Origin of the sequence: Bradyrhizobium sp. CSA112 (genome assembly GCF_029051645.1) — a bacterium.
Lineage (GTDB): Bacteria > Pseudomonadota > Alphaproteobacteria > Rhizobiales > Xanthobacteraceae > Bradyrhizobium.
In genome coordinates this window covers 135,084-159,270 of the sequence record NZ_JAACFS010000015.1, presented here as the reverse complement: position 1 = coordinate 159,270, position 24,187 = coordinate 135,084, and the positions used below count along the sequence as shown (strand labels likewise).

Annotated in this window: 23 protein-coding genes and 1 pseudogene; 8 read left to right on the top strand and 16 right to left on the bottom strand. The window is 64.4% G+C overall.

From position 1 onward, the window contains the following. Window positions 1-88 precede the first annotated feature (88 nt). Window positions 89-322 (top strand): cysteine rich repeat-containing protein, encoded by a 234-nt coding sequence (locus GWE18_RS23955; RefSeq protein ID WP_275188148.1) that lies wholly within the window; start codon window positions 89-91, stop codon window positions 320-322. A gap of 125 nt (window positions 323-447) precedes the next feature. Here GWE18_RS23955 and GWE18_RS23950 read toward each other — a convergent pair whose 3' ends face one another. From GWE18_RS23950 to GWE18_RS23940, 3 genes are all read right to left on the bottom strand, one after another. Next, a complete protein-coding gene (locus GWE18_RS23950; protein WP_275188147.1) occupies window positions 448-1,149 on the bottom strand; it encodes a hypothetical protein in 702 nt (233 codons plus the stop codon). Between the two features lie 107 nt (window positions 1,150-1,256). Further along, entirely contained in the window at window positions 1,257-1,934 is a 678-nt protein-coding gene (locus GWE18_RS23945; protein ID WP_275188146.1) for a hypothetical protein, read from the bottom strand. Window positions 1,935-2,062: 128 nt separating this feature from the next. After that, on the bottom strand, window positions 2,063-2,320 hold the full coding sequence (locus GWE18_RS23940; RefSeq protein WP_275188145.1) for a hypothetical protein: 258 nt from the start codon (window positions 2,318-2,320) through the stop codon (window positions 2,063-2,065). 136 nt (window positions 2,321-2,456) lie between these two features. On the opposite strand from GWE18_RS23940, the gene GWE18_RS23935 reads away from it, so the two are divergent. Continuing rightward, complete coding sequence (locus tag GWE18_RS23935) at window positions 2,457-3,107, top strand: hypothetical protein (RefSeq protein WP_275188144.1); 651 nt, start codon at window positions 2,457-2,459, stop codon at window positions 3,105-3,107. Here GWE18_RS23935 and GWE18_RS23930 read toward each other — a convergent pair. Further along, the gene (locus GWE18_RS23930; protein ID WP_275188143.1) at window positions 3,104-4,027 is read right to left on the bottom strand and encodes a DMT family transporter; all 924 of its coding nucleotides are present in this window, start codon (window positions 4,025-4,027) and stop codon (window positions 3,104-3,106) included. The two genes, GWE18_RS23935 and GWE18_RS23930, sit on opposite strands and share 4 nt — an antisense overlap. Before the next feature lie 94 nt (window positions 4,028-4,121). Between GWE18_RS23930 and GWE18_RS23925 the strand changes: the two genes are divergently transcribed. Further along, the gene (locus GWE18_RS23925) at window positions 4,122-5,564 is read left to right on the top strand and encodes a PLP-dependent aminotransferase family protein (RefSeq protein WP_275188142.1); all 1,443 of its coding nucleotides are present in this window, start codon (window positions 4,122-4,124) and stop codon (window positions 5,562-5,564) included. Between the two features lie 21 nt (window positions 5,565-5,585). Here GWE18_RS23925 and GWE18_RS23920 read toward each other — a convergent pair whose 3' ends face one another. From GWE18_RS23920 to minC, 5 genes are all read right to left on the bottom strand, one after another. Further along, window positions 5,586-7,922, bottom strand: a complete 2,337-nt coding sequence (locus GWE18_RS23920) for a mechanosensitive ion channel domain-containing protein (protein ID WP_275188141.1) — start codon at window positions 7,920-7,922, stop codon at window positions 5,586-5,588. A gap of 220 nt (window positions 7,923-8,142) precedes the next feature. Then, on the bottom strand, window positions 8,143-9,123 hold the full coding sequence (locus GWE18_RS23915; protein WP_275188140.1) for a nitronate monooxygenase: 981 nt from the start codon (window positions 9,121-9,123) through the stop codon (window positions 8,143-8,145). 245 nt (window positions 9,124-9,368) lie between these two features. After that, window positions 9,369-9,665 (bottom strand): cell division topological specificity factor MinE, encoded by a 297-nt coding sequence (gene minE, locus GWE18_RS23910; RefSeq protein WP_082645923.1) that lies wholly within the window; start codon window positions 9,663-9,665, stop codon window positions 9,369-9,371. Further along, entirely contained in the window at window positions 9,662-10,477 is an 816-nt protein-coding gene (gene minD, locus GWE18_RS23905; protein WP_275188139.1) for a septum site-determining protein MinD, read from the bottom strand. Before minD ends, minE begins: the two co-directional genes overlap by 4 nt. 19 nt (window positions 10,478-10,496) lie before the next feature. After that, window positions 10,497-11,198: a septum site-determining protein MinC gene (minC, locus tag GWE18_RS23900; protein WP_275188138.1), complete on the bottom strand. Its 702-nt coding sequence runs from the start codon at window positions 11,196-11,198 to the stop codon at window positions 10,497-10,499. A gap of 611 nt (window positions 11,199-11,809) precedes the next feature. Here minC and GWE18_RS23895 point away from each other — a divergent pair. Both GWE18_RS23895 and GWE18_RS23890 read left to right on the top strand, forming a co-directional pair. After that, window positions 11,810-12,361: a hypothetical protein gene (locus tag GWE18_RS23895; protein ID WP_275188137.1), complete on the top strand. Its 552-nt coding sequence runs from the start codon at window positions 11,810-11,812 to the stop codon at window positions 12,359-12,361. 66 nt (window positions 12,362-12,427) lie between these two features. Further along, the gene (locus GWE18_RS23890) at window positions 12,428-13,996 is read left to right on the top strand and encodes an ABC transporter substrate-binding protein (protein WP_275188136.1); all 1,569 of its coding nucleotides are present in this window, start codon (window positions 12,428-12,430) and stop codon (window positions 13,994-13,996) included. Between the two features lie 52 nt (window positions 13,997-14,048). On the opposite strand, the gene GWE18_RS23885 is transcribed toward GWE18_RS23890, so the two are convergent. From GWE18_RS23885 to GWE18_RS23855, 7 genes and pseudogenes are all read right to left on the bottom strand, one after another. Further along, window positions 14,049-14,822 carry a thioesterase family protein gene (locus GWE18_RS23885; protein ID WP_275188135.1) on the bottom strand — a complete coding sequence of 258 codons (774 nt, stop codon included), beginning with the start codon at window positions 14,820-14,822 and terminating at the stop codon, window positions 14,049-14,051. A gap of 122 nt (window positions 14,823-14,944) precedes the next feature. Continuing rightward, on the bottom strand, window positions 14,945-15,679 hold the full coding sequence (locus GWE18_RS23880) for an SDR family NAD(P)-dependent oxidoreductase (protein WP_275188134.1): 735 nt from the start codon (window positions 15,677-15,679) through the stop codon (window positions 14,945-14,947). Between the two features lie 48 nt (window positions 15,680-15,727). Then, a complete protein-coding gene (locus GWE18_RS23875) occupies window positions 15,728-16,696 on the bottom strand; it encodes a nitronate monooxygenase family protein (RefSeq protein WP_275188133.1) in 969 nt (322 codons plus the stop codon). 157 nt (window positions 16,697-16,853) lie between these two features. Beyond that, window positions 16,854-17,441, bottom strand: a complete 588-nt coding sequence (locus GWE18_RS23870; RefSeq protein ID WP_275188132.1) for a hypothetical protein — start codon at window positions 17,439-17,441, stop codon at window positions 16,854-16,856. Window positions 17,442-17,480: 39 nt separating this feature from the next. Continuing rightward, window positions 17,481-18,062, bottom strand: a complete 582-nt coding sequence (locus tag GWE18_RS23865) for a YqaA family protein (protein WP_275188131.1) — start codon at window positions 18,060-18,062, stop codon at window positions 17,481-17,483. A gap of 279 nt (window positions 18,063-18,341) precedes the next feature. Beyond that, window positions 18,342-18,665 (bottom strand): annotated as a pseudogene (gene hisE, locus GWE18_RS23860) (phosphoribosyl-ATP diphosphatase); the annotation flags it as partial. Between the two features lie 124 nt (window positions 18,666-18,789). Beyond that, window positions 18,790-19,188 (bottom strand): hypothetical protein, encoded by a 399-nt coding sequence (locus GWE18_RS23855; protein ID WP_057854716.1) that lies wholly within the window; start codon window positions 19,186-19,188, stop codon window positions 18,790-18,792. Between the two features lie 298 nt (window positions 19,189-19,486). Between GWE18_RS23855 and GWE18_RS23850 the strand changes: the two genes are divergently transcribed. The 3 genes from GWE18_RS23850 to GWE18_RS23840 all read left to right on the top strand — a co-directional run bounded on the left by GWE18_RS23850 (window position 19,487) and on the right by GWE18_RS23840 (window position 24,180). Beyond that, the gene (locus tag GWE18_RS23850; RefSeq protein ID WP_275188161.1) at window positions 19,487-20,506 is read left to right on the top strand and encodes an ABC transporter substrate-binding protein; all 1,020 of its coding nucleotides are present in this window, start codon (window positions 19,487-19,489) and stop codon (window positions 20,504-20,506) included. A gap of 237 nt (window positions 20,507-20,743) precedes the next feature. Further along, window positions 20,744-22,522 (top strand): glucan ABC transporter ATP-binding protein/ permease, encoded by a 1,779-nt coding sequence (locus tag GWE18_RS23845; protein ID WP_275188130.1) that lies wholly within the window; start codon window positions 20,744-20,746, stop codon window positions 22,520-22,522. Between the two features lie 203 nt (window positions 22,523-22,725). Beyond that, on the top strand, window positions 22,726-24,180 hold the full coding sequence (locus tag GWE18_RS23840; RefSeq protein WP_275188129.1) for a D-alanyl-D-alanine carboxypeptidase family protein: 1,455 nt from the start codon (window positions 22,726-22,728) through the stop codon (window positions 24,178-24,180). Window positions 24,181-24,187 lie beyond the last annotated feature (7 nt).

Here is a 24,187-nt window from a genome sequence, read left to right as displayed (position 1 = left end):
CCCATGAACATGGCATGGACCGACGGCGCAGCCTCGACGAGCTTCCACGCGCTTTCAACCCTCCATCATCGTCGAAAGGTGATTCATGATGAAATCGATCCCCGTCGCGGCCGCCGCGCTGATCCTGTCGCTCGCCGCCGGCTCGCTCGCCCAGGCCCAATCCGGACCCACCCCGCAGGAGCAGATGGCCTGCCGTTCGGATGCCGGAAAATTCTGCGCCGAGCATGTCGGCAAGCCGCCGCAGATGAATGCTTGCCTGCGCGCGAACAAGGCGCAGTTATCGGAAGGCTGCCGCAAGGTGGTGGAATCGCGCGGCGGCTAACCCATCATCGGGAAAGTCGCTACCGGCCTTCTCGCCGGAAAACGCTCACCCGGCGATCATGTCCAAACAAAAGGAGCGCGATGACATTCTCATCACGCTCCAACATTGCGCTCGCCGCAAAAGCATCAATCATCCTGACCGAACAGCCTGATCCGGGGCATTTCGCTTCTCACCGGCTCGGCGAAGATGTCCCTTCGCCTGCGCTCGCCGAATTCCCTCGGCTCGCCTTCTTCCCGAATTCTGATCCGCCGCGGCTCGGTCACTTCGCGGACTCTCTCCTCGATGACATCGACCTCCTGCTCACGGGGCTGCTTCCATCGGCGCTTGTCTGTCCACTGTTGTCGCCTTTCGGCGCGCCGCCTTTCGGCAGCCGCCCGCTTCATGTCGACGTCGCTGGTCCTGGCTTCCCGAGACGCGGTGGTCTTTTCGTCGGCCTGTTCGGCGGGCTTTGAAGGTTGCGGATGTGACTGCGCGGGTTGCACGGCCGCTACGTTGTCGGCGGTCTTTTCTTCGCTATGCGGAGCATTGGCAGCGGGCGCTGCCGCCTCTGCTTGTGGCTGTGGTTGGGCTTGAGGCTTTGCTTGCTGCTGTTCCTGTGCGGGCGCGGGAGGCGAATTAGTCGCGGCCGGCGCAGTTGCATAAGTCACCGGCTCCGCTGGCGCCGTAGAGACGGGTATCGGCTCCGCCGACATTCTGCGTTCCAACTTGGAAACCGTCTGTACAGGTGGGCTCACGATGTTCGCGGCCAGATATCCACCGCCGAGACCTGCGGCGACCGCCACGACCACGGTTCCCACCCCTGCAAAATAAGCGGTCGACGTCCGCATAATTCGGCTCCCTCGTCCGCGCGGCAACGCGTGGACTGGACCGATGTTCCTGCACGTCACTGTGTGAAAACTGGAACTGGCGGCGCTGCCATCGCAGCGCTCGCAGCTCAGATCATCGCGGCGACTTTTTCCAGGCCGATGATGCGCGCGAGCGTGCGGACTTCGCTCTTCTGATCTTCACGCAACTGGAACAGCAGCGGCATCGCCGCCGATTTCAACTGCTGCACTTCCGCGGATTCGGGATCGATCTGCACCCCTGATGCATTCGGATTGGCTTGGCGGCCCGCGTGAATCTTGCGGGCAACGGCGCGCAGCGCGGTTTCCACCGGCGGCCAGTAGTACTCCTGCGACGCAGAGAGTTTCAGGCGGTCCTTGATTCCTGCGATCTGGACGTCGCTGAGCAGCGCGTAGTTTTTCTGCTGCGGCTGCGGCTTGGCGACGGCCTTGGGCTTCGGCGGCGGGGCGGCCTGTGCCGCGGCAGGCGGCGCAACTTCCTTCGGCAGCCCGATATCGACAGGGGCGGTCGACGCATAGGCCTGACGCAACGGCTCGCTTAGCGCAGCGGTGGTTTGGGGCGGCTCAAAGGCCGCAGTCGCGTAGCTCACGACGGCAAGCCGGTCCTTCTTGCTTTCCTTGTTCGACACCGGCGTCTGAACGGCAGCAGCGGGGGCAGAGGCCAGTTGGGGCTGCGCCGCAGGTACGCTGTCGCGGCCGAGAATCGCGGTGGCGGCGGCGCCGACCACGAGAAAGCAGATCAGTGCGACGATCGTCATCGTTTTGGTCAAAAAGGTCTCCATTCCCGCCGACGTTTGGCCCTTTTGCCGAAAACTGGATGACAATTGAGGCATTACGATGCCGATCGCAGCCGTAACGCGATCGAAAAGCTGGGGAAATCGCCCGAAACGAATCGGAATCAGGCCGCCGCGGCCAGTTCGTAGGCCTCCTGGATATCCGCCACGATATCGGACGCCTCCCACACGGCGTCGGGGGCGACCGCCTGCAGGGTGACGGTCCAGTTGCTCTTGCGGTTGCGGGGCATGCTGACGACGTCGAATTCGATACCGCGGCACAACGGATGCCGATCGAGCGCAAACATCACCCGCCGCCTGATCTCCTCGAGGGTCGCGGGGGTTTTGCCAAAATAGCGGTCCAGATCCATTTTCATGCCCATCGGCTTGCGGTCCCGTCCTACCGTGGCGGCGGACCATCCTCTGGGGTTATTGTTGGGGCTGATATGGTTAACGGCGCGTTAAGCCTCGGCAGGTAACCCCGGAACCAGGCAAATAGCGGAGCGGAACAGCAGGGCCATGGGGGGATCGACACCAGCGACGACGGCCGCGGCCGGGCCGTCGGTCCGCACCGCGCTGGCGGCGGCAGCGCTGGTTTCGGCGGTCACGCTGTCAGTCGCGATCTTCGAACTGTCGATGGCGGACTGGCCTTCCGGCTTCGTCCTGCTCGCAATCATTCCGCTGGTGGCACTGCTGTTCTGCGGTTGCGCCCTATGGTCGGCGACGCTGCTGCTTCGCATCCGGAACGGCGGCGTGAAATTCGCTCTTCCCTTCCTGGTCTGCGCCCTGGCGCTCGCCGTCCTCGTCTATGCCCCTCTGCACGAGATTGCCCTGCAGCAGAATTTCCACTGGCACCGGCAGAATCGCGAACGGATCGTGGCGCGGGTCGCGGCCGGCGAACTCAAGCCGAATGTCAGCCACAATGAAAACCTGATCGCGCTCGGCGACCGCGAGCCCAACGTTTCCGCAGGCGGCAACGACATCGTCGTCGATCAGACCGACGAAGGCACCTATGTGCTGTTCTTGACCTCGCGCGGCCTAAAGCACTATTTCACCGGCTTCCTGCACGTGCCGCCGGGCGGCGATCCCAAAAAATTCTTCGAGTTCGAGGACAAGCCGCCGAGCCGGCTCGTCCGCTACGACAAGGATTGGTATTTCGTAGCGAACTAGGACGCTGGCTTGACGCGCACCGTCCATTGCCGCCTTCCGCCCGTGACGGTGCCAAGCGCGATGCCGCCGATGATCAATGTCATCGCCAGAAACAGCGACGGCTCGAGCGGCTCGTTCAACATCACGGTTGCGCTGATGATGCCGAGCAGCGGCGTCGCCAGCAGCCACAGCGAGGTGGTGACGGCGGGCAGGCTCCGGTTCACCATCGTCATCGCCCAGTTGGCGAACGCTGTGCAGACGATCCCGCTATAGAGCAGAAGGGCGGCGAGACGGCTGGTCCACACGATGCGCGGCGCGCCTTCCGTGATCCAGGCAATGGTCGAGAGCAGCGCCGCCGCCAGCAGTACCTGCCAAAACACGAGCTGGAAGGGCGTCGAGATCCATTTGTGTGCCCGGACATAGACGATGTTGCCGGCCCAGCAGAATGCAGCGAGCAGAATCAGGCCGCTGCCGGACAGCGCGTTGCGGTCACCCCAGTTCAGCGTCTGTGGATTGAAGATGACCGCAAGGCCCGCCAAACCGCAGCCGATACCGATCGCACGCCGCCGCGTGATGGGCTCCGACAGTAACATCGCGGCGCCGATCGCGACCCATAGCGGCGTGGTATAGCCGAGCACGATCGCCCTGCCTGCCGGCACGAATTGCAGCCCCGACGCGACCAGCGCCGAAAACGCCACCAGATGCAGGATCGAGGTGCAGAAGACGACCGGCAGATCGCCGCGCCTTGGAATGATGAACTGCCCCTGCGCCCACAACAGCGGCGCGAGCGTGGCGGCGGCGATCATGCAGCGCAGCGCCGTTGCCCACAGCGGCGGCATGTCGTGCACGACCATCCTCGTCACCGGCCAGCTCGTCCCCCACGCCAGCACGACCATGGCGAGTAGCACCGCCGCGCGGCGGGTTGAAAGCCGATCCGCCATTTAACACGTCCCGTCATGGTCCCGATCCGCCTTGCCTAGCCTTTCAACTGGCCCTAACAAAAGAACCAGTCTTGGCAAAACAACAGAGCCAGTTATGGACGAGCTGCTGCCCGGGATGCTCCATCTGTCGCGAGACGGCGGCGAGACGCTGACACGCCAGCTCACCGACCAGTTGCGAGGGTTGATCACGGGCAGACGACTCGCGCCCGGCCGGCGGTTGCCGTCGAGCCGGCGTCTGGCGCAATCGCTCGACGTGTCGCGCAACACCGTTTCGTTGGCGATCGAGCAATTGGCCGCGGAAGGCTATCTGAGCCTTTCGGCCGGTCGTCGTCCGGCGGTGGCGAAAGGCCTGTCTCTGGACGGCGGCAAGCCTCCATTGCAGGGCAACCGCGCGGCGGCCGGCCGTTTGAAACTGTCATCCTGGGCGCGCGGACTGCCACAAGTGAACTGGCCGCCTGTCCATGCCGGGCATCCGCGGCCGTTTCAGCCGGGGCTGGCGGATGAGCGGGAATTTCCGCACGACCTCTGGAGCCGCTGCCTGCGGCGCGCAGCGCGAAACGCATTGTCGCGGCGGGACAGATCCATCAACCATCCGCCGCTGCAGCAGGCACTGTTGCAGCATCTGGCGGTTCATCGCGGGATCAAGGCCGAGCCGGCCCAGATCCTGATCGTGCCGACCGCCCAGGCCGGCCTGACGCTGGTCGCTGGTGCGCTGCTCGAGCGGGGCGATCACGCCTGGATCGAAAGCCCCGGCTATGGCGGCGCCCACGTCGCGCTGCGGGAGGCCGGCGCCATCGTCTCCGCCATTCCGCTCGACGCGCAGGGCATGACGGTCGGCTCCCGCAAGCACGCCCCTCGCCTGATCTTCGTCACCCCTTCGCACCAGTACCCGACCGGCCGGCTGATGCCGATCGGCCGCCGCCTCGAGCTTCTTCGCTACGCCGACGCGGCAGGCGCCTGCATCATCGAGGACGACTATGACGGCGAATTCCACTACGAAGCGCGCCCCGTGGCCGCGCTGCAGGGGCTCACGCCGTCGCCGCGCATTTTCTATCTCGGCACCTTCTCGAAATCGACCTATGCGGACATCCGTATCGGCTATGTCGTCGTGCCCGAAGCGCTCGTCGAGACCTTCGAACTGGCGCAGCGTCACATGGGCATGTTGACGCCGGTCGCGATGCAGGAAGCGCTGGCTGAGTTCATCAGTTCAGGCGCCTATCTCGGCCACATCAGAAAAATGACGCGGCTCTATAAAGGCCGCCGCGACCGCATGCTGCGGGCGCTGGCCGCGGAAGCCGGCGACCGTCTCAGCGTCGAAGCCCCCGCCGGCGGAATGCAACTGCTGGCGCGATGCAACGGGCCGGCGAACGACCGGCAACTGTCAGCGCGGCTGCTCGAAGCGGGCGTCGTCAGCCGTCCGCTGTCGAGCATGCTGTATCACAGGACAGGTGAGCACGGCCTGTTTCTCGGCTTCGCGGCATGGAATGAAAAGGAGATCGATCAGGCCGCGCGCATCCTGGGACGCATCGTCCGCTAGGACGCGCGGTATCGCGGCGAACTAGCCGGCCGCCCGCTTCGGCTTTGCATTCGCGGCCACGTCCGCAGGCGCTGGAACCTGCATGAGAATGGTTTGAGCGGTCGGCGCTATTTCCACGCCGCACTCCTGGAATCGCCGCTTCATGCGGCGGTTGAATTCCCGCTGCACCGGCCAGCGGCCGGCATCGGTGCAGCGAATCTGGCCGACGATCGAGGCCATCGAGCCGTCCACCTTGTCGACGCCCCACAGTTCGAGATCGCCGCGTATCAAATGCTGGAATTCGGGTTCGCGGCGCATCTCGGCGACGATGTCCTGAAGGATCTGGCCGGCGCGGTCGGTGTCCTCCTTGTAGGACACGTTGACGCTGACGGCCGCATTGCCGGCGCCACGGCTTGAATTGGTGATCGTCGTCACCGCGCTGAACGGCACGATGTGCACCGAGCCGTCGCCGGAGCGCAGACGAAGGGTGCGAATCGATACGTTTTCCACCGTCCCCGACAGGCCTGACAGCGTGACGTTATCGCCGACCTGGACGGTATTTTCGAGCAGCAGAAACAGCCCGGTGATGAGGTCCTGCACCAGTTTCTGCGAGCCGAAGCCGATGGCGATGCCGACGATGCCAGCGCCGGCGAGCAATGGCGCGACGTTGACGCCGATTTCGCTCAGCGCGGTCAGGCCGACGACGGTGACGATCACACCCAACAGCACCGTTCGCAGCATTGGCTGAAAGGTACGCAGCCGCGCCGCGCGCACGTAGTGGCCCTCACGCGATAGCGCAGTGATCTTGCGATCCAGCAGCGCGTTGCTGACTTCCCAGATCGCCGCCGCCGCCAGCGCGGCAATGCCGACGGTCACCACCGCCGACAGCAACCGGCTGCCGATCTGGCCGCCATAGAACCAGACGACGGCGTTGATGCCCCAGACCTCCAGCAGTGCAACGAAGCCGATGAAGGCAATCACGGCCGAGACGATGTTGCGGAGCAGCGGCAGATAGCGGTTGGCGCGGGTCTCCAGGCCCGGGAAGCGGCGCAGCAGATCCGGGCTGATGCGAAAGCCGCGGTCGATCAGGCTCAACACCAGGATGGTGGCGAGGCGCACGATCAGCACGACCGCGACGGTGCCGACGAAATATTGCAGCAGCAGCGAATAGCCGTTGCGGATGTTCAGCGCCCATACCGCCCACAATGCGAGGTCGAGGGCGATCGCAAGATAATGCCAGAGGCCGGCGACGCGGTTGCGTATCCTGGCCGCGGCGCCGTCGCGGCCGGACGGCGCGCGAATGGCGTCAGCGACCTGCCGGCGGCACTGCAGGATGACGACGACGACAAAGAGATGCACGACCAGCATCACCAGGCGGAGCACCGCAGCGTAGCCGGCGCGATGCAGGCCGAGAAGCAGCGCCACGTTGGCGAAGGCGATGCCCGAGACAGCGACGGTTACGATGCGCCGCGCCCATATCTCTATATAGGCGGCGGTCTCCGCACGAACGCGAAACAGCCCGAAAGGACCGGCCAGCGCCCGCACGACGCAGATCAGCGCGCGCGACAGCGCATAGGCATTGACGACCGCGAGGATCACAAGCCGGGTGGTTGAGAGATCGCCGATCCCGGTGCCGAGCAACATCGTGGCGATCCCGATGAAGACGAGCACCGGGAGCAGTTCAAGCACGAGGCGTCCGAGGACGAAGGGCAGCCTGACCAGCGACTGCCAGGTGCGCGCCAGGCTGAGCCGCCGCCGATGCTGCGCGGGCGCCGCGGCAACATCCGCAGCAGACGATGGCGGATCGACCATGGCCAGCGTCTGCGCCGGGGCCTGCGCCATCTGCGGAAGCCACGCTTCCAGGAGGGCCACCGGCCGTTTGATAAGGTGGAAGACCAGCCATTCGGCAGCGAGGGCGCAGATGAACACCAGCGCCAGCTTCCACGCGATATCGAGCAACTGATGATAGGCGGACGGATCGTTGGCGGTCCGCACGAACCAGTAATAGAACGCCCGGAAATGCGTCAATGTCCGCGCAATGTCGGCGACCTCGCGCGAGATCTCGCCGACCTGCTCGGACACCGTGAGCAGGAGCTGTGCGCCAAGGCTGTCCGCCGTGAGCGGTATCGCGGATTTCGGCTCGCCCGCTGCGGCCTGCGGTTGCGGCGAGGCATTGGCGATCGCGCGCAAGGTCTCGATGACCTGCGCGCGCTTCTTGTCATCGGAGAGCGTATCGAGCGCCCGCTTCGCCTGATCCGGCGTCAGGACCTCGGCGTTGCCGGCTGGAGGCGCCGCCGGCGCAGCGCCTTGCTGGGCGACAGCCGGGAACGCATACAGGACGAAGGCCAGCAGGATCGAGGGGAGCAACCTGTGCGACACGAGAGCCTCGTTGAATAAAGTGCGCCCGACGGCAAAACCGCGAGCGGTTTCGCCTTCGCGCATGCGTCATGTCGGATTGCCTGTTTTCGCCGTCATCTTGTGTCGGAAGTTTGCCACTGCAGCGGTTTTCTCTTGGCATTTGCCGCATCACATTGATGCGCACCGCTCAATCGCCGGGAACTTTCTCCGCTGCAGGATGAAAGAAGCGTAGCGTGACGCCCTAGCCAGGCTGTACGCGCGCGGCGGCCGCACGATATTCCGCGAGCGTGCGCGCAACCAACTCGTCGACAGACAACACTTCCGTCACGCCCGAGACGGAATGGCCTGCGCTCCAGATATCCTTCCAGCGCTTGGGGCTGCTTTCGCGGACACCGATGTCGATATCCTTGGCGATATCGATCGCGCCGCGCAGCGGCAAATTATCCGGATCCAGACCGGCGGCCTCGATCGATGGCCGCAACATGTTGGTCTGCAAGCCCGTGAATGCTGATGTCAGCAGCACATCGTCGGCGGTGCTCGCAACCAGCAGTTCCTTGTATCTGATATCCGCCATGCTCTCGCGGGTAGCGATGAACTTGGTGCCCATATAGGCGAGATCGCAGCCGAGGGCCTCGGCCGCGCGCAAGGCGTGGCCGTCGGTGATGCCGCCCGCCAGCACCAGCGGCCCATCGAAGAACGCGCGCACCGCGCGCACGAATACGAAGGGGTTGAGCCAGCCGGTCTGGCCGCCCGCGCCGGCCGTCAGCAGCACCAGTCCGTCCGCGCCCGCGGCGACGGCGCGCTCGGCATGTCGAATCGAGGCGACATCGGCAAACACCAGCGCGCCGGCATCATGCAGCGGCCCGATCACCGGCGCGGGCGAACCGACCGAAGTGATCACCATCTCCGGCCGGTGCCGCAGCAGCACCTCAAGATCCTGCTCCAGCCGCGCATTGGAGCGATGCACGATCAGATTGGCGCAGACCGGCGCTGACGGTTTACCGCTGGCATCCGCATGCGCGTTCAACCTGATGTCGATCTCCGTTAGCCATTGCTCGAGTTGTTCAGGGCTACGGCAATTGACCGTGGGAAACGAGCCGATCACGCCGTTGCGGCAGGCGGCGACCACGAGCTCGGTGCCGGAGACGAGAAACATCGGTGCCGCGATCAGCGGCAGGCTGAGGCGGTCGCGAAAGCGCGAGAGAGCATCGACGGATGGCAAGGCGTTTCTTCCAGGCTTGAGCCACTTGCTTGTTGTGCCAGCGTTCGCGCCAACCTTGGCACGATTAAAGCCGCGGACAAAGCAGGCGGAAGGAAGAACAAGATGAGCGGCGGCGGCAAGGTCAACAAGAAGGTGCTGAAGGCCAGCTTCTGGGCCGGCCGCGTGCGGATGGTGGGGTAACGCTGCTCCGTGTCCCCGGACGCGGTGCAGCGCGTACCGCTGCTCCGCAGAGCCGGGCTCCTGCTTCAGCCGGCCATGCGCCTCTGGATGGCCGCCTTCGCCTTGTCGAAATCATTGGGCACTTCGATGTCGACCTCCAGCGTCGAGACGCTCTTGCCCCGCTCCAGCTTGACGATGACCTTGTCCGGATCGAGCGCCACATGTTTCGACACGACAGCGAGAATCTCCTCCCGCAGCGTGACGAGCAGGTCGGACTGACCGAGCAGCCCGCGCTCATGCGCCAGCAGAATCTGCAGCCGCTCCCGCGCAACCGGAGCGGATGCGTTGCGGCCGCCGAACAGCCGCAGCAGGTTCATGCTCATGCAGCTCTCCGTCCCAACAGCCGGTTCATGAAGCCCTTGCGCTCGGCAGGCACGACCATGGCGACTTCCTCGCCCATCAGGCGGCGTGCCGCATCGATATAGGCGCGGGCCGGTGCACTCTCCGCATTGTTGAGCGTCACCGGCGTGCCGACGTTGGACGCCTTCAGGACATCCTGGCTTTCGGGAATGATGCCGATCAAGGGTGTCGCGAGGATTTCCAGAATGTCGTCGATATTGAGCATCTCGCCGCGCGCCGCGCGCGCCGGATCATAGCGGGTGATCAGCACGTGCTTCTCCACACGCTCGCCGCGCTCCGCCCTTACCGTTTTTGAATCGAGCATGCCGATGATGCGGTCGGAATCGCGCACCGAGGAAACTTCGGGATTGGTGACGATGACGGCTTCATCGGCAAAGCGCATGGCGAGCGTCGCGCCGCGCTCGATGCCGGCCGGGCTGTCGCACAGGATCCAGTCGAACCGGCTCCTGAGCTCGGCGATGACGCGGCCGACGCCCTCGTCGGTCAGCGCATCCTTGTCGCGGGTCTGAGAGGCCGGGAGCAGCCAGAGATTCTCCAGCCGCTTGTCGCGGATCAAGGCCTGCGGCAGCTTGGCGACGCCCTGCACCACGTTGATGAGGTCGAACACCACGCGGCGTTCGGCGCCCATCACAAGATCGAGGTTGCGCAAGCCGACGTCGAAATCGACCACCACGACGCTTTGCCCGCCCTGGGCAAGCGCCGCGCCGAGCGCAGCAGTAGAGGTGGTCTTTCCAACGCCTCCCTTGCCTGAGGTAACGACCAGGACCTTGGCCATACGTGATCTCCTTAGCCGGTTAATTCAGCGGGGTAATTTTCATGGTGTCGCCCTGCAGCCAGGCTTGCGCCGGGCGATTGCGGAGCGACTCGTCGATTTCTTCTGCAGTCTGGTAGTAGCCGTCGATGGCGAGCAGCTCCGCCTCGATCTTCTGGCAGTAGATCCGCGCATTGGAATTGCCGTTGACGCCCGCCATCGCGCGGCCGCGCAGCGTCCCGTAGATGTGGATCGATCCGCCGGCAACGATCTCCGCGCCCGACCCGACCGAGCCGAGCACCGTGACATCGCCCTCGATGAAGATGATCGACTGACCCGAACGCACCGGGCTTTCGAGCAGCAGCGAGGTCGGCTTCGGCCTGGCTTCGGGCTCGGGCTTCTGCGCCGGCTCGTTTCGCGTGATCACGCAGGCGCGGCCGCCCGTCAGCAAAGGCGGCATGTTCGCACCAAGGCGCTCTTCCTCCACGCCCTCGATGCCGAGGACGCGGATGTTGCGTTCGCCTAAGCTGCCGAGAAGATGGGAGATCGCCGAGGCGCTGAGATCGACAGAGGAAAGATCGAGCACGATCGGCTTGCCGACGAAATAGCCGGGCGAGCGCGCCAGCGTAGCGTCGATCTCGGCGAGCCACTCCACGATCGGCACGACTGGGCTGAACACAAACGCGACATAGGAGCGGCCGCGCAGCCGAACCAGTTGACGCGTGGGATCCGCTCGGACGTCCATGATGCTCGACTCGCCTTTCTTATTGAATAGTTAACAATCGACGAAGTTGGTTAACGAGTAATTAATGCGACAACGCGCGCTGCGCGCAGAAAACAGCGCAACACGCAGCGAATCCGGCGCATTTGTGGCCGATTCTTGCTGCTGACCGCTTGGGAATGCGCGTCAAAGCCTTTGCGTAAAGGGGTCGCGCGCGGTTGTAGTTAACAGGACCTCAACTTACTTTCGTCACGTTTCCGACCTAAATTAGTCCTCGCGCGGCTCCAACAAACTTATGAGTGAAACTTATGAGGCTGGCGGACTCCCTGGGGTCTGGCAGCTCATTCCGTCGGGCATGACGGGACATTTGCCGGCAGGGGACGAGGGCAGTGGAAGCCGTGGGCGTGGAGTGGTCGCGAGATCGTATCTCGCAGACAGGTGTCGTCGGAAACAGGGACGACGCCCTACATTCTGATTCAAATCTTCCAACCAAGCCTGGCAACGGGTGGAAGGCGGACGGAGATTCCTCCGCGCGCCTCCTCCATGAGCTGGAACTCCTGTCCGATGTCTCCGCAGCCGTTTCGCCGCCGCCTAATCCGCCGGGTAACCCGCCAAGTGCCATGAGGAGTGAGCGTATGAGTAGTGTGAGTGAGCAGGACCACCTCAATCCCCGCGACCCCCTGTACTACGCGCCGCGCTCGCTACGTGAGCGGTCGGGGATGCGCGGTGCAAGCCCCGAGACGCCGTTTTCTCCGGTGTCGTTCGACTCCCAGCTCGAGAGCGCGGTATCCGACGCGCTGCGCCATCCCCTCGATCCCGAGGTGATGCACGAGCCCGGCCTGGAGTCGAAAAAGGCATTGTGGACCGTCGCGGCACGCTTCGCCGGCGCCATCGGCGTCGCGGCGCTCGTGGCGCTGTTCTTCGTCGTCGCCGTGCCCGGCTCGCGGCAAAGCGACGGTGAGCCATCGACGTCGACGTTCTCCAACGTCGCGCAGTCGATCAAGACCACTTTGTTCCAGTCCACGGAGGCTTCGCCAAAGCCTGCGATCAACGAATTCCAGGCCCTTCTCGCCTCCACGCCGCCGAGCGCGCCGGCGGCGTCCGACCAGGACAGCCAATTGCTCAAGCAGTTCATGCAGTGGCGCGAGAAGCCGGATCCGGCCACGCCCCAACGCACCAACCCATAATCCAGACGGAGGGCTGACCATGCCCGAGAACCGACTTACGACGATCTTGTTCTCAAGGAGTCTGCCATGACCTCACACCGGATGACCTTGCTGGTCGGGGCTGTGCTCATCGGCATTGCGGGCAGCGCGCAAGCCGCCGGCGATATCACGATCGTGCGTGATCTTGCAGGCCGTGTCGGCCCCGTGATCGGCTCGGCACAGGCCTGCCGCGACATTGCGCGTCCCCGCATCCAGACCATTGCCGACAAGTTTTCACAGGTGATCCGGGAAGCCTCGTCCAACGAGGCAGAACGTTCCGATCTCAGCCAGGTGTTCGATCGCAGCATGGCCGAAGGACGCGCCGCCGTTACCTCGGGCAGGATCGACTGCATTCGGGCCGACCGTCAGCTTGCCGATCTCGAACGCTCGATCTCTGGACCGAGCCTCTCCAGCGTGATCGGCCCCTCGCCTGCCGCCGCGGCGACCGCCGCAAATGCAGCGACCGCGCCGACGGCCAACGTCCCGGCCGGCCCGCTGCCGCGCGGCATCGGCGAAAAGGAAATCCGCTTCGGCATCGCGGCCCCCTTCTCCGGCTCCGCCAGGGAGCTCGGCCGCCAGATGAAGCTCGGCATCGAGACCGCCTTCAACCGGATCAACGATTCCGGCGGCGTCGACGGGCGGATGCTCAAATTGTTCGCCGCCGACGACGGCTACGAGCCTTCGCGCACCCCGGAAGCGATGAAGCAGCTCTATGAAAAGGACCAGGTGTTCGGCATCGTCGGCAATGTCGGCACGCCGACCGCGGCGGTGGCGGTCCCCTATGCGCTCGAGCGCCGGATGCTGTTCTTCGGGGCCTTCACCGGCGCCAACATCCTGCGCAACGATCCGCCGGATCGCTACGTGTTCAACTACCGCGCCAGCTATGCCGAGGAAACCGACGCGGTCGTCCGCTACCTCGTCAAGATACGCCGGCTGCAGCCTCGGCAGATCGCGGTGTTTGCGCAGCAGGACTCGTATGGCGACGCCGGATTTGCAGGGGTCGCAAAAGCGTTCCGCTCCATGGGCGTGAACGACGGCGCCATCGTCCGGCTCAACTATGCGCGAAACACCGTCGACGTGGACGATGCGATCAACCAGTTGAAGCTTGCGAAGCCGCCGATCAAGGCCGTCGTCATGGTCGCCACCTACCGGGCCGCGGCGAGGTTCATCGAGAAGACGCGCGACCTCTATCCCGGAATGATCTACTCCAACGTTTCGTTCGTCGGCTCTACCGCGCTTGCCGAGGAATTGAAGCTGCTGGGACCGCGTTACACCAACGGCGTGATCGTGACGCAGGTGGTGCCGGCAGTGTCGGGCTATTCGTCGGCCGTGCTCGAATACAAGAACGCGCTCGCCAAATATTTTCCCGGCGAGGCACCCGACTACGTGTCGCTCGAGGGCTATGTTGCCGCCAACGTCCTGATTCAGGGCATCAAGCGGGCCGGGCCTCAGCTCGATACCGAGAAGCTGATCGATACGCTGGAGACGATGCGCAATCTCGACCTCGGTCTCGGGACCTCGCTCGGGTTCGGCCGCTCCGAGCATCAGGCCTCGCACAAGATCTGGGGCACGGCGCTCGATGAAAGCGGACGCTATCAGGCGATCGATCTCGAATGATCAGGAAGCCGCGATCCCGGTGATCGCGGCTTCATCACGCCTGAAGCTGCGGTCAGCGCTTTTCGATAACCAGGCTTTGGATCGCGCGGCCGAAATAACCGCGCTCGTCGGCGAGCCGCGCCATGGCGAGCCCCGCGCCGTCGGGGCCGATCCAGGATTCGGCATCGAGCAATATCCACTCGCCGACCGGCTCTCGCGCAAAATTCACGGTGAGATCGGCGTTGAGAAAGGTCCAGGCGCGAAAATCCAGCACGGCCGAGGTGCCGTTGCAGAAGTCCGCCGCCGCCATCGCCCGCATCGCCTGCGATACCGGCGATCCCCACACGATCGGCCGGTCGACGCGGTACCAGATCGCACCGGGACCGGGCGAGCCGAACCGGCCGCGAGCGGCGCGCAGCGACATGCCTGATACGAACGGACTGGAGGAAAAATCCGCCGGCTCGACGCGCGATTGATCCGGCCCCGGAAGCTCGACCGGCAATATCCCGGCCTCCGGCGGCAATTCGTGCGCCTGCACCTTGATCTTCAGCACGGTCGCGCCGACCGCGACCACGCCGCCGGCGAGCAGCCTGACGGCGCAAAGCTGAATCTTGCGTCCCTCGCGCAAGACCTCGCTCTCGATCGTTAGCGGCGCCACCGGCACGGGGCGCATCAGGTCGACGGTCACGCGGGCGACCCGCATCGCGACCGGCGTCGGAATCCGCTCCGCCGCCCACACCACCAGCGCCGCCGGCGGCGAACCGTGTTGCATGCTCGGGTCCCATGGCCCCGCAGCAAAGCGGCTGGTGACGACGTTGTTGCCGTCAACACGAAAGATGGCATCCATCGGGTGAGAGGTCCTGTGCGATCAAGGGAACGGCTTCTTGCCTTGTTCGGCGGAACGAGTCGAGGCCACGGCGGGCAGATCGCCCCGCGCCATCCGCAGGAGATGGAGAGCAAGAGGGCGCCTCAAATGAACGCCATGCCGCCATTGAGGACGATGGTCTGTCCGGTCATGTAGCTATTGCCGAGCACCATCGCGACGGCTTGCGCCACTTCCTCGGCCTGGCCCATGCGGCCGAGCGGGATGTTGCGCGCGAGGTCGGTCCGGCCGCCCATCATGTCTGTTTCGATCAGTGACGGCGCCACCGCATTGACGGTGATGCCTTCCCTGACGAGACGCGCAGCGTAGCCGCGTGTCAGGCCTTCCATGCCGGCCTTGGAAGCGTTGTAGTGCACGCCGATGGCACCGCCGCCGCGGGCCGCGCCCGAGGAGATATTGACGATCCGGCCCCATTTGCGCGCCCGCATCATGGGTAGAACGGCTTGCGTGCACAGGAACGCCGACTTGAGATTTACCGCTATGGTGCGGTCGAAATCATTTTCGGTGAGGTCATCGACGCCGCGCACGATTGCGAGGCCCGCATTGTTGACGAGAATGTCGATCGGGCCGAGCGCGGAAGCGACCTGTTCGACCAGGCCGGCAACGGCCGCGGCCTGCGAGACGTCGGCCGCCACCGCGATGGCGCGGCCGCCGTCAGCCTTGATCTTGGCGACGACGGCTTCGGCGGCGTCCGCCCGCTCGCGATAATTCACCGCGACTGCGGCGCCGGCCTCGGCCAGCGCCAGCGCAACGGCCGCCCCGATGCCGCGGGACGCGCCCGTCACCAGCGCAACATGCGCGCTCAGATCCTGTCCGACCATGATCGATCCTCCGTCGCGTTGACGACGGGGCGCGCCCCGCAAGACGCATCACAATGCGGGGTCGACCGCCTCGTCATATTCCTTCTTGAACCGCGCGATCAGTTCAGCGGCCGGCATCACCTTGCCGATGCCGCCGATACCCTGACCGCTACCCCAGATTTCCTTCCATGCCTTCGGCTTGCTGCGCTCGCCCGAGGCGTCGGTACCAAAGCTCATCTTGGAGGGATCGGAGGTCGGCAGATCGTCGGGATTGAGACCGGCGTTGACGATGGACGGCTTGAGGTAGTTGCCGTGCACGCCGGTGAACAGGTTCGAATAGACGATGTCTTCCGCCGACGAGGACGTGATCATCTCCTTGTAGCCCTCGACCGCGTTGGCTTCCTCGGTCGCGATGAAGGCCGAGCCGATATAGGCAAAGTCGGCGCCGAGAATCCGCGCCGCACGGATCGCGCGGCCGTTGGCGATTGCGCCGGACAGCGCGATCGGTCCGTCGAACCAGGCGCGCGTCTCCTCGACGAAGGCGAGCGGCGAGATCGTGCCGGCATGGCCGCCCGCGCCGGCCGCGACCAGGATCAGGCCGTCGGCGCCCTTCTCGATCGCCTTGTGCGCGAATTTCTGGTTGATCACGTCGTGGAAGACGATGCCGCCCCAGTCGTGCGCCGCCTTGTTGAGATCCTCGCGCGCGCCGAGCGAGGTGATCAGCATCGGCACCTTGTACTTCTCGCAGACCGCAAGGTCGTGATCGAGCCGGTTGTTGGACTTGTGAACGATCTGGTTCACCGCGAACGGCGCCGACGGCCGCTCCGGATGCGCCTTGTCGTAAGCCGCGAGTTCTTCCGTGATCCGCGCGATCCACTCGTCAAGCAGCGAGGCCGGCCGCGCGTTCAGCGCCGGAAACGATCCGACCACGCCGGCCTTGCACTGGGCGATCACGAGATCAGGCACGGAGATGATGAACAGGGGCGATCCGATCACCGGTATCGACAGGCGGCCCTTGAACAGCGCGGGCATGGACATTCGAAGCGATCCTCAATCTGTTTCGTAACGCGCGGCACGGTTCGAAAGCGTGATCCCATCGCGGGCCTGGCGCCCGCCATTCCGGATCACGCCCTAGAGATGCCGGACGTCATACCAACAAGGCAATCTTTCCAGTGTCAAGTATTGCGTTTTGGCGCTACTGGCAAAGCGCCCGGGTCACGTAATTTTCGGTCTTGCAGTCGCCCGGCTCGCGCTTGCGGCCGGGCAGGAACACTTTCGGCGAGCATTTCTCGGCCGCGTCGGTATCGAGGCTCTTGCCTTCCTTGTAGCCCTTGGTCTGGCACAGCCGGTCGGCCCCGGCCTTGCAGTCCGGCGCGCCGTTGGCCGCCACCGTGCAGGCCGCGCGCCCGCTCACCATGATCGAGGGCCTCGCGATGTTGGACAGGCTCTCGCCGGCGTCCTTGGTGCGCGCGTTGAAATCGTCGATGGTCTGGCTCGGGCTCTTCAGCGGCTGCAGCAGCGATTTGGATTTCTCGAACAGTTTTTCGATTTCGTTGATCAGTCCCGGATTTTCCTCGCGTCGCGGCGGGGCCGGCTCGATCTGCTGCGGCTCGGGCTGAGCCGGCACCGGTTGCTGGGCCGGCGACTGCACGCCGAGCGTAGGCTGGGGCGCGGCTTGCGGCCAGCCGGCTTCGGCAGAGAGCGCCAGCATGGACGCAACGAGGCCCACGGTCGCAAGTTGCGTCCCGAGCAGTTTGAGCAAAAGGCCGGTTCGATCGAACATCACACGAACGTAGCCTGAAGCCGGGATGCCGGCAAAACGTTAGACCAGCTTGAACGCGATGTAGAAGCCGAGCACCAGGACAACAGCGCCGATGGCAACCCACATCCCGAGCCGCTTCTCAAGTTCCTTGCGGATGGGGTCGCCGTAGCGGTTGAGCAGGACGGCGACTATGAAGAAACGCCCGCCGCGCGCCACGATGGAGCACAGGATGAACAGCCAGATATTGTAGCCCGCGAAGCCCGAAGTGATGGTGACGAGCTTGTAGGGGATCGGCGTCAGGCCCTTCAGGAGGATGATCACCGCGCCCCATTCGGCATAGGAGGCCCGGAAGGTCTCGACCTTGTCGCTGAGCCCGTAGATCGTGATGAGCCATTGCCCGATCGAATCGTAGAGCAGCGCGCCGATCGCGTATCCGACCACGCCGCCGGCAACCGACGCGATCGTACAGACGGTCGCGAACCACCACGCCTTCTTCGGCCGTGCCAGCGACATCGGCAGCAGCATGATGTCGGGCGGGATCGGAAAGAACGAGCTTTCCGCAAAGGATACGGCCGCCATGATCCAGAGCGCATAGGGCTTGTCGGCGGCGTCGATGCACCAGTCGTAGGTCCGTTTGAGCATGCGCGCATCAACCATCATGCGGCGGATTTGTCCATGCCGGAAAAGAACGGAATTCGAGAGGAATTAGTGCCGTTTACGCGAGGAGCGGCCTTGCAGCGCGACAATTCGCCGCCGGACTGCAGGGGACGCCGTCGCCTTGGGCAGTGTCTTGGGCGGTGTCTTGGGCAGTGTTTTGGGCAGTGTTTTGGGCAGTGTTTTGGGCAGTGTTTTGGGCAGTGTTTTGGGCAGTGTTTTGGGCAGCGCCTTGGCGGGCGTCGCCGTGCTCGCAAGGGCTTTGGACATTTTGACCGCCGATTTCGGCAGCTTCTCGGCGATGCCGAGCAAATCCTCGCGCCGCTCCATTTCGCGCCAGACGTCCTCGGGCCTCACGCCCGCCGCCGCCCAGAGAACGGTCAGGTTGTAAAGCAGATCGGCGCTCTCGCGGACCACCGCCTCTGTCTTGCCGCTGACGGCGTCGATTACGACTTCGATGGCTTCCTCGGCGAGCTTCTTGGCCATCTTGGAGGGGCCGCGTTGAAACAGCCGGGCCGTGCGCGACGTTGCCGGATCGAGATCCCTGGCCGCGATGACAGCCTGATACAGCCGTTCGAGCGAATCACTCATCGTTCCAGCCTAATGCAAAGCCATGGCAAGCGTGTTAACGGCCGCCCCTGCAACCATAGAAAAATCCACCGGCCGGAGCGGCCGGTGGATTCATCTTTAACGGTTGCGATTTTAGCGATCGCGTTTACCAGCCGCCATAGTAGGGGCCGCCGCCGTAATAATAAGCGCGGGGCCGGTGATAATACGGGCTACCGTAATAGGCCGGTCCGCCGCCATAGTAGCCGTAGTGGCGGTCATAGTAATAGTCACGGCGGTTCTGGGTGGCCGCAATCGCGAGCCCGGTGCCGACGATGCCGGCAAAGGCCGCCGCTGCGGCAGCGCCGCCACCACCGCGATAATACCTGCGGCGCGCGCTGATATCGGTCGCGTCGCTGGTCCCGGTCGAAGCCGTGACGCCCTTGCCTGACGTCGCGGAGCCGGCAAAAGCCTTCGACGGCTCGACCGCCGTCAGCGCCACTGCTACGACCGTTGCCACCGCGCCGGCGCGGCCGATCGACGAAAACACACCCTTTCGCGCAAACATCTCGACATCCTCCGTGGGAGCTGGCCTGACAGGCCGCAGATAGCTAACCACTGAACGGATACTAGGTTCCCCAATCCGAACGGCAGCTGAACGATCCCTGGCAAAATCGTGGCAGTCATCGACGGTTCAGGTTAGATGCTGCACAATGGCTCGCCCAAGGGCGAGAAATGCCGTTGGCGATGTCACGAAACAGACATCACCGGCGCGGCAACTTGCCCCACCTCATGCTGATGTAATCTCGATGCGTGCTATCAAGACCAGCGCCATCCGCTCTCACTTGAGCGTTCTTCTGGCTTTCATGGCCGGCCTGTGCGCGATTGTGGGGGTCACGGCGAATAACGTCCTGGCCGCGGACGAGCCCCGGCCTCCGCTCGCGATCCAGTTTTCACTCGACCGTCCGATCGATGCCGCGGCGGCGCCGTTCGTGATGGCCGCAGCCGGCGGCCTGTTCAGCGCGGAAGCGCTCGCGGTCACGACCAACATCGCCAGCGGATCGTCCGACGCGATTGCGCGCGTCGCGGCAGGCACCAGCGATTTCGCCCTCGTCGATATCAACGCCTTGATGCGGTTTCGCGACAAGGACAAGCAGGGCGGCCCCAGGATCAAGGCGGTGTTTGTGCTGTTCAACAGGGCGCCCTATACCATCATCGCCCGCAGGAGCCGCGGCGTCCGCATGCTGTCGGACATCGAGGGCAAGAATCTTGGCGCCGCCGAAGGAGACCTGTCGATCCGGCTGTGGCCCGCGGTGGCCAAGCAGAACGGCATCAACATCAAGAGCGTGAAGCAGAGCAGCATCAGCGCCGCGGTGCGCGAACCGATGCTGTCGGCAGGCCAGATCGACGCCGTGACCGGATTCTCCTATCTCTCGGCAATCAATTTGAGGGATCGGGGCGTGCCTGCCGACGATCTGGCGGTGCTGAAATTCGCCGACTATGGCTGCGAAGCCTACGGTTTCGCTGTTATCGCCAATCCGGCGCTGGCGGCCGCCAAGCCCCAGGCGGTGAAGGGCTTCGTGCGCGCCGTGATCGGCGGCCTGCATCTTACGATCAAGGACCCTGCAGGCGCCGCGGCCGAAGTCGCAAGCCGCATGGACGGCGGCTCAAAGGACCTCGAACTCGAACGCCTGCAAAGCATTCTGCGCGACAACATCCTGACCAGCGAGGTGAAACGCAACGGCATCGGCGCCATCGATCCGGCGCGTTTCGATCGCTCGATCGATCAGGTCGCGGAAGATTTCAAGTTTCAGAAGCGGCCGCACGCCTCCGACATTTTCGACGACCAGTTCCTGCCGCCGCTCAACGGGCGATTGAGCAACTAGGGAAAGTGTTACTCCTCATGGTGAGGAGCGCGTCTTCGCGCGTCTCGAACCATTAGGCCCGAGTGGCGTGCGCGGCCCATCCTTCGAGACGCGCGCAATGCGCGCTCCTCAGGATGAGGTTCGGGGGCGTGTCCACCAGTGAAAGCGATCGGAACAAGATTCATCCAGCTCTGGTTCTCCACCGCGATCCCGGATTAGTATAGGGCCGCAAATCGCTTCCTTTGAGTCCTTATCCGAATGTCCATGCTGCGCCTTTACACCCGCGTCCTCGAGCTGCTCGGCAAGGAGGCGCGGCTGGGCTGGATTCTCGCCGTCGCCAACCTGCTGCTAGCCGGCGCGCAATTCGCCGAGCCGGTGCTGTTCGGCAAGATCGTCGACGTGCTCTCGCGCAAGCCGCAGACCGGACCGCTGGCGACGAACTCGGCCTGGCCCCTGCTGGCGGCCTGGGTGGCGTTCGGCCTGTTCACCATCGGCTGCAGCGCCATTGTCGCGCTCCACGCCGACAAGCTGGCGCACCGCCAGCGTCAGGTGGTGCTGACGGATTATTTCGAATACATCATGCAGTTGCCGCTGACCTTCCACACCGGCACCCATTCCGGCCGATTGATGAAGGTGATGCTGAACGGCACTGATTCGCTGTGGCGGCTCTGGCTCGCCTTCTTCCGCGAGCACTTTGCCGCCATCCTGTCGCTGGTGGTGCTGCTGCCGCTAGCGCTCTACATCAACTGGCGGCTGGCGATCCTGTTGTTCGTGCTGTGCGTGGTGTTCACGGTGCTGACCACGCTGGTGGTGCGCAAGACCTACGGCATGCAGAGCGAGGTCGAGGCGCAGTACAGCGATCTGTCGGCGCGCGCCTCCGACGCGCTCGGCAATGTCGCGCTGGTGCAGAGCTTCGTGCGGATCGACGCGGAAGTTCAGGGCCTGCGCTTCGTCGCCGACAAGCTGCTCGCCGCGCAGATGCCGGTATTGGGCTGGTGGGCGCTGGTCACCGTCATCACCCGCGCCTCCACCACCATCACCGTGCTCGCGATCTTTACCGTCGGCATCTACCTGCACGCACAGGGACAGACGACGGTCGGCGAGATCGTGATGTTCGTGAGCTTCGCGACCATGCTTATCCAGAAGCTCGAGCAGGTGGTGAGCTTCATCAACAGCGTATTCATGGAGGCGCCACGCTTACAGGAATTTTTCGACGTGCTGGACGCCGTGCCGGCGGTACGCGACCGGCCCGGTGCTGTTGACACCGGACGGCTTTCCGGGCTCATCGAATTCCACGACGTCTCGTTTTCCTATGACGGCAAGCGGCCTGCGGTCGAAGACGTTTCGTTTACCGCCCTGCCCGGCCAGACCATCGCCCTGGTCGGCCCGACCGGCGCTGGCAAGTCGACGGCTATCGCGCTGTTGCATCGCGCCTTCGATCCGCAGTCCGGCATCATCAAGATCGACGGCATGGATATACGTGCCTTGAAGCTGACCGCGTTGCGGCGGAACATCGGCGTGGTGTTCCAGGAGGCGCTGCTGTTCAACCGCTCGATCGCGGACAATCTGCGGGTCGGCAAGCCGGACGCCACAGAGGAGGAAATGCGCATCGCCGCAAGCCGTGCGCAGGCGCTGGAATTCATCGAGCGCAGCGAAAAGAAATTCGAAACCCATGCCGGCGAACGCGGCCGCATGCTGTCTGGCGGCGAGCGGCAACGGCTGTCGATCGCACGGGCACTGTTGAAAGACCCGCCGATCCTGATCCTCGACGAAGCGACCAGCGCGCTCGACGCCGTCACCGAGGCCAAAGTCAACGCTGCCCTCGACGAGGTGATGAAGGGCCGCACCACGTTTGTGATCGCGCACCGCCTTTCGACTATCCGCAATGCCACCCGCATCCTGATGTTCGACAATGGCCGCGTGATCGAAAGCGGAACTTTCGATGAACTGGTGGCCAAGGGCGGACGCTTTGCGGAACTCGCGAAGGCCCAATTCATGGTGCAGGAGAGCGCGCGGCCCAGCATTGAAGCGCGATAGAACGCTGTTAACGTTCAACTATCGTCGAAATTGCATCTATTTCATCCACGATTTAGTAGCCGGGCCTCTGTTCTGAATCGCCAAGCCGGTATAGGTTTGCGCACTGCGCGCAACGCGACGGCGCCGGACACGCTTGAAACCCGAACGCTAGATCTAGAGGACCTCCTTCTCGAAGGCGGGTCGCAAAGGACCGGAACGGAAAAGTGCATTTTCTTCGCCCGCTGCTTCGCCATCCGTCAGTGAACTGGATCCTCCTTGTAGCGGCGCTTGTCGTCGTGACGCCGCGCGTCGTGCACGCCGAAGCGCTGCTGGTCGTCGAGGCCGATACCGGCAAGGTCCTGCAGGCCGACAACGCCACCATGCCTTGGTATCCCGCGTCGGTGACCAAGATCATGACTGCCTACGTCACGCTGAAGGCCGTGAAGGAAGGACGGCTGTCGCTCGATACGCTCTTGACGGTGTCGCCGGTCGCCGCCTCGCAGTCACCGTCCAAGATGGGTTTTCCTCCGGGCACCCAGGTCACCGTCGACAACGCGCTCAAGATGATGATGGTGAAGTCGGCCAACGACATGGCCGTGGTGCTCGCCGAAGGCGTCGGCGGATCGGTCGACGGTTTCTCTGGCATGATGAACCAGACCGCCTCGAGGCTCGGCATGACGCAGACGAGCTACGTCAATCCGAACGGCCTGCCGGCGGACGGACAGGTCACCTCGGCGCGCGATCTCGCGATGCTGGCGCGCGCCGTCATTCGCGACCTGCCGGAATACGAATACTTCATGCAGATTCCCTCGATCCGCTACGGTCGCAGGGTGACGCAGAATTTCAACAAGCTGATCGGACGCTATCCCGGCGCCGACGGTTTCAAGACCGGCTTCATCTGCGCTTCCGGCTACAATCTGGTCGCCTCCGCGACGCGCAATGGCAAGCGGCTGATCGCCGTCGTGCTCGGCGCTTCGTCGGGACAGGCGCGCGCCGTTCGAGCGGCGCAATTGCTGGAGCGCGGCTTCGGCAACGGGCTGGGCTGGCTGAAGCCCACGCTCGGCACTGTCGACAATCTGGTTCCGATCGATGCATCGCCGCCGAACCTGCGCGACGAAATGTGCAACGGCAAACGCAAGCGGCCGGCCACCGACGAGGACGCCGACGTCGTCGCCAGCAACGGTAGCGCTTCCACCGGCGAGACTGCGGTGACCTTCTTCACGGCGGGGTTTCAGCACCCCATCAAACCTGCGGATCTGCTGGCTGCCGCGGCAGAGCCGTCCGAGCCTGTTCCGGTCTATACCGGTCCAACCAAGTCCGGCGCCGCATTGATCGCGGCCGTTGCGGCGGAGGCCGAGAAGCAGGCGGCGTCGGCAAAGCGCGGCAAGAAATCGAAGATTGCCGCGAAGAAGCCCGACGCTGCATCAGCGCCCAAGGCTGAAGCCAACGCAAAGCCGGTAGCCAAGCCCGCTGCGGTCAGGCATGCGAACGCCAAGCCGGATGCTGCCGCCAAGCCGGCCGCCTCGGCCGAAAAAAAGCCGGCAGCCGCGGCCGAACGAAAGCCAGCCGCCCAACCCGCAGCCGCCAAGCCCGCGGCCGTCGGAGACAAGCCCGTGCCGAAGCCGACCAAGCCGAAGGCCGCCGCTAAACCCAAGGGCGAAACCAAGCCGGCTGGTTAACGGCCCA